Source organism: Marinobacter sp. (assembly GCF_041687235.1).
In the GTDB taxonomy this organism is placed as follows: Bacteria; Pseudomonadota; Gammaproteobacteria; order Pseudomonadales; family Oleiphilaceae; genus Marinobacter.
Genome location: NZ_JAWLCH010000036.1, coordinates 1 through 5018, shown reverse-complemented (window position 1 = coordinate 5018; position 5018 = coordinate 1). Strand labels below are relative to the sequence as shown.

Annotated in this window: 3 protein-coding genes; all 3 read right to left on the bottom strand. The window is 56.6% G+C overall.

Features of this window, described 5'->3' with window-relative positions; translation table 11 throughout:
* Positions 1-67: 67 nt before the first annotated feature.
* On the bottom strand, positions 68-748 hold the full coding sequence (locus tag ACESMK_RS19990; protein WP_373002427.1) for a sensor histidine kinase: 681 nt from the start codon (positions 746-748) through the stop codon (positions 68-70).
* Complete coding sequence (locus ACESMK_RS19985) at positions 745-2382, bottom strand: tetratricopeptide repeat protein (protein ID WP_373002424.1); 1638 nt, start codon at positions 2380-2382, stop codon at positions 745-747. The genes ACESMK_RS19990 and ACESMK_RS19985 overlap by 4 nt, the downstream gene beginning before the upstream one ends.
* Positions 2379-5018, bottom strand: a 2640-nt coding sequence (locus ACESMK_RS19980; protein ID WP_373002421.1) for a NahK/ErcS family hybrid sensor histidine kinase/response regulator, incomplete at its 5' end; no start/stop codon positions are given. The genes ACESMK_RS19985 and ACESMK_RS19980, both read right to left, overlap by 4 nt.

Genomic DNA, 5018 nt, shown 5'->3' with positions numbered 1-5018 from the left:
CCTAATACCAAAACCCCAGCATCTTCGATGCTGGGGTTTTTTATTGCCTGAAACTAAAGAGCCCCGGTCAAGGCAACCATATCTCGAATACCCCGCCACCGAGGCTTCCTCCATTATGGAGTTTGATGGAGCCACTCCGGTCACCCTCACTGTGAAGTTTGGCGACGGACGAAGCGAAAAACAGCCCGAGGCTGGTGCTGCCACTTTTGAAATCCAGAGATTTGAAGTTCAGGGTCCCGGCGTGTTGCATGCTCTCCGGGTAGCCTGTCCCGTCGTCCTCAACACCAATCACAAGATACCCGTCTCTCTCACCGGCGGTAAGGCGGATCTTGCTTCTGGTATAACGGATAGCGTTGTTGATGGTGTTATTGAGCACACCGGTCAGCAGGTCTTCGTCGAAAAAACCATTGATGTCTTCGGCATCCACCGAGACCTCAATGCCAAGGCCTTCTAGCAAGGGGGTGTGTCGAGCCAGATGTTCGGAGAGAAAGTCCGGAACAAAGTGCTCTTCGATGTGCGCAGACAGGTTGTTCTCACCGAGGCGGTAGATACCCAGAAGCTGAACGAGATCGTTATGCATCCGCTCGGCCTCGTATTGCAGGGTATTGAAGCGTGAGGATTCCCCGAGACTTTCCTCATGCTCGCTCCGGAGTTCGTCCAGGGAATTGAGCAGCATGCCAAGCGAGTTCTTCATATCGTGAACGGCTGAGGCAAGCACCATTGAGAAATCGATATTCTGGTCGTTCATTCCATCAGTCCCTTCAGCTTGCGTTGTAAGGCGATGTAACGCCGGTGTTGACGGTGTTGTTCCGGCAGGCCGGATAACCTGTCGAGGCACGACTGGCAGCGTCTCAGGAGGTCAGAATCGCCCCGGTCGTTTTCATGCTCCTTCATCAATACCTGAACCAGGTTCAGGTTCAGTGCGGCATGATCCGGGACGATTTCCAGGGCTTTTGAGAAAGTCTCAGCGGCTTCCTGAAGGTTTCCGGACTCGAATGCTCTGATGCCATCCCGATTCAGGGTGCGGGCCTTGATTTTCTGACGGAAACCGACAGGCTCATCGAGGAGGCTTTCAATCTTCTGAAGAGTCTCTGGATCATCACGGAAACGTTCGGACATGTCACCCAGAAGTTGTTTGGCTTCGGTTTCCTGGCCCAGGCGAAACAGGGTCTTTGCATAATCCAGTCCCGTTTGCGCATTCAGGTTTGCCGCGTCCTGTAGCTCCGGCCGGATACTGTCCAGGAGCTTGGCCGCCTGTCGATCCTGCCCCTGTCCGGCGTAAACCCGACACTGGACGATCCGGCTTCGCAGACAGATGCCCTCTTCCCCATCGAATCGCTTTTCCATTTTCTTCAGTACAGCCAGTGCTTCTTTGGCCTTCTCTGCCCCATCTTCTTCGAGATTGCCTTCACTCAGGTCCGAGAGCGTCTGGCCGAGAGCAAGATAGTGCTCTGAATTGTCGTGAATGGAATAGGTGCCCAGTTCTACGGTTCGGCGCCAGGCATCAGACGCGGTGTCCATGTCCTGATTGGCACCGGCCAGTTCCGCCAGATGGCGTTGTCTGAGGAGGGCATTGGGGGAGTGCTCTGCGGCTTTTTCGAGTACCTGTTGTGCCTGCGTCGGACGACCCTGTCGTTCCAACCCTTCGGCAAGAAGATCATAGGCCTCCATATAGTCCGGATGCTTTTCTATGAGCGTGCGAAGGCCGTCTACAGCGTCGTCGAAGCTTCTCTTCGCCAAAAGCACCTTGCAGCGCCCAAGCTGAGCCCAGGAAAGTGCCCTTTGTGCCAACACATCGTCATAGATCTTGAGAGCGTGAGCCAGGTCGCCGACCTGGAAGTAGAGGTCACCGAGGGCTTTCATCAGCCAGGTTTTATAGCGTGGCTGCCTGGGCAGAGCCTGGAGACAGAGGGAAATGGCTTCCGGGTAATTTTCCCGGTCGATTTCCCGATTAATGGGCATCAGGGTGTTGCGCTGGCTGATCAGCGCTCCCAGGCGTTTTTCAAGTACGGCCCGGTTGATTGGTTTTGTAAGGTAGGCGTCTGGCTGGTACTCCCTCGCTCCCATAACCATTTCCTTGGATGTTTCCGCGGTGACCATCAGAAACAGGGAAGAGCGCTTGAGGAGTTTTTTATGCCGGAGCTCCTCAAGTATGTGTTGGCCGTTCTTGCCTTCTCCAAGGTTGAAATCGCAAAGCACCACGTCAACGTGGTTGTAAGTGCAATACTGAATTGCCTGATTGGCGTGGGCTACCAGCTCGATCTTGTCGGCACCGCAACTGCGCAACATCTGGCGCATGGATAACCGGAAGTTCTCGAAGTCATCGATTACCAGGTAGGTGAGCTTTCCGAAAGGGTTGAAGTCAGCTTTGGAATCGGTCATGAGCGCTTCTGTTTGAGTAACTTGTTAACCAGTGCCCGCAGTGCGGCCGGTTTAACCGGTTTGTAGAGAATCTGGTAGCCCCGGTTGATCGCATCTTCCCGCACCTCGGGGGCCATATAGCCGGTGATGAGTATGCCTGGAATGTCCTCCGCCAGGGCGCCACGAATGCTGTCCATGGCGTCGAGGCCGTTTTTGTTATCATCAAGCTGATAATCGGCAAGTATAATATCCGGCCTCTGACCTTCCAGCTTTTCCATGGCATCTTCCAGGCTTTCCGCCGCTGTTACGTCGCACTTCCAGTTGCCTAGCAAGGCCACCATGCCCTGGAGTATGGCTGGATCATTATCGATACAAAGGAAATGCAGACCACCGAGGTTTGATACCCTCCGGGAGCCTGACGCCTGTCTGGCAACCGTGGTTTCGCCCTGTTCAGGTGCCGCTGTGGGAACGGTAATTCCGAACACGCTGCCGCGTCCCTGGACCGAGTGCACGCTTACGGGGTGGTTCAACATGCCGCTGATCCGATCAACAATGGCGAGGCCAAGTCCGAGGCCTTTCTTATCCCTGCCATGCTGAAACCGACGAAACTCTTCGAAAATGTGCGCTAGCTGATCCTCGGGTATCCCGGGCCCGGTGTCCCAGACCTCTATGCGTATGTAGCCTTTCAGGCGCCGACAGCCGAGGAGAATCTTGCCTTCGGGTGTGTAGCGTATGGCATTGGACAGGAAATTCTGGACCACACGTCGCAACAGCTTTGCATCGGACCGGATCCAGACGGTACTGGGCACCACATGCAATTCCAGGTTCTGGTCTTTGGCGATCGCGGAAAAATCAGTTGCCAGATGGCGCATGATTTCGTTTACGGGGAATACCCCGATGTCGGGCTCAAGGGCGCCCGCGTCGAGCTTTGAAATATCCAGCAGGGTGCTGATGATCTCCTCGGCGGCCCCCAGGGAGCTGTCAATGTGCTCTACCAGATCTTTCATTTCTCCGTCCTCGGCCTTGCCGGCGAGGGCAGAGGTAAACAGTCTGGCTGCGTTCAGGGGCTGCAACAGGTCATGGCTGGCCGATGCAAGGAATCGGGTTTTACTCTGGTTTGCCTGCTCGGCCACGGACTTGGCCTTCAGCATCTGTTCATTGATGACCTGGAGCTCCTGAGTGCGCTCTTTTACCCGCTGTTCCAGATAGATATTGGTTTCCTTGAGTGCCTGCTCGGTCCGGCGCATGGCGGTAATGTCCTGGAAGGTGGTGACATAGCCACCTCCGGGTATCGGGCTGCCATCAACACGCAGGACGGTGCCGTCAGGCCTCTGACGCTCATAGGACATGGGCTGGCCTTCCCGCATGCTGGCGCAGCGGTCAGCGACGATCTCATCGATCCTGCGGGCTGAGAGGTTGGCGTTTGTCAGGTTATAACGCATCAGGTCCTCGACCGGGCGACCAACTCTGACGAAGCCTTTGGGATAGGTGAACAGCTCCAGGTAACGGTGGTTCCAGACGACCAGTTGCTGCTGATGGTTAACCACAGACACGCCCAGGCTGATGTTTTCAATCGCCGACTGAAGCAATTCCCGGCTGAATGTCATGGCCTGAGAGGCTTCGTCAACAATGCTGACCACGTCCTCAATCTGCATGTCGCGGCCGGTCAGGGTGGATTCCAGAACCACGCGGGCAGTGGAGGCACCAATCACCGAGGCCAGTTGGCGCTCAATGTATTTCATCAGGTGGGCAGAGGCCGGCCGATGGGGGTGCAGACGAATGGCGTTTCGGCGTTCGTAGTTCCGGAAAATGGTTTCCGAGCGCTCTTCCCCCATGAATCGATCGGTCAGTGCCTGCAGGTCCGACGTCAGTATTTCACCCTGCCAGCTCTGGTGCTGCGCCGTTTCCGCCTTGGGTTGGGGATCGTGGAAGAAGGAGGCTATCTGGATTTTTTCCCGTACACGCTGCCGGGTCAGCATCGAGAGTACGATATACACCACCGTATTGATGCCCAGACTCCAGATAATGCCATGACTGGTCTGGTCCAGCTCGGATCCGAACAACGCGGTGGGTCGGGTCCAGTTCAGGCCCCAGAGTCCCTGCTCAATCAACGTATCGGAGACCCAGCCGGTGCTGGCAAGTGCCGGCAGCAGCAGGGTGTAACACCACATCAGGAAGCCAAGGCCGAGACCCCAGACGGCGCCCATGTAATTGCCGCGGCGCCAGATGATGCCGCCAACCAGGGCAGGGCCGAACTGCGCTGCCGCCGCGAAGGAAAGCAAGCCAAAAGCGGTCAGGCTGTAATCCTCACCCGCCATCCGGTAAAAACCATAGGCCGTGAGCAGCACCACAAAGATGGCGACCCGACGGATACTCAGTAGCAGGTAGCTGAGGTCTGTCCGCCGGTTCATGCCCGGCCGGAAAAACTTCAGCAGGGCCGGCATGATGATCTCGTTACTCACCATGGTGGCAATGGCCACGGAGCAGACGATTACCATGGCCGCCGCGGCCGAGCCGCCCCCCAGGAATGCCAGTATGGCCAGCCATTCCTCGCCGGCCATGATGGGTAACTGGAGAATCAGAATGTCAGGGTTACCGGCCGAGGCCTCTGGTGAGAGCAGGCCCGCGGCGGCGATGGGAAGCACAAAGGCGCTGGC

Bases quoted from the DNA above. Each gene is read 5' to 3' on its own strand.
- ACESMK_RS19990 (WP_373002427.1), bottom strand. From the start codon at position 748: ATGAACGACCAGAATATCGATTTCTCAATGGTGCTTGCCTCAGCCGTT.
- ACESMK_RS19985 (WP_373002424.1), bottom strand. From the start codon at position 2,382: ATGACCGATTCCAAAGCTGACTTCAACCCTTTCGGAAAGCTCACCTAC.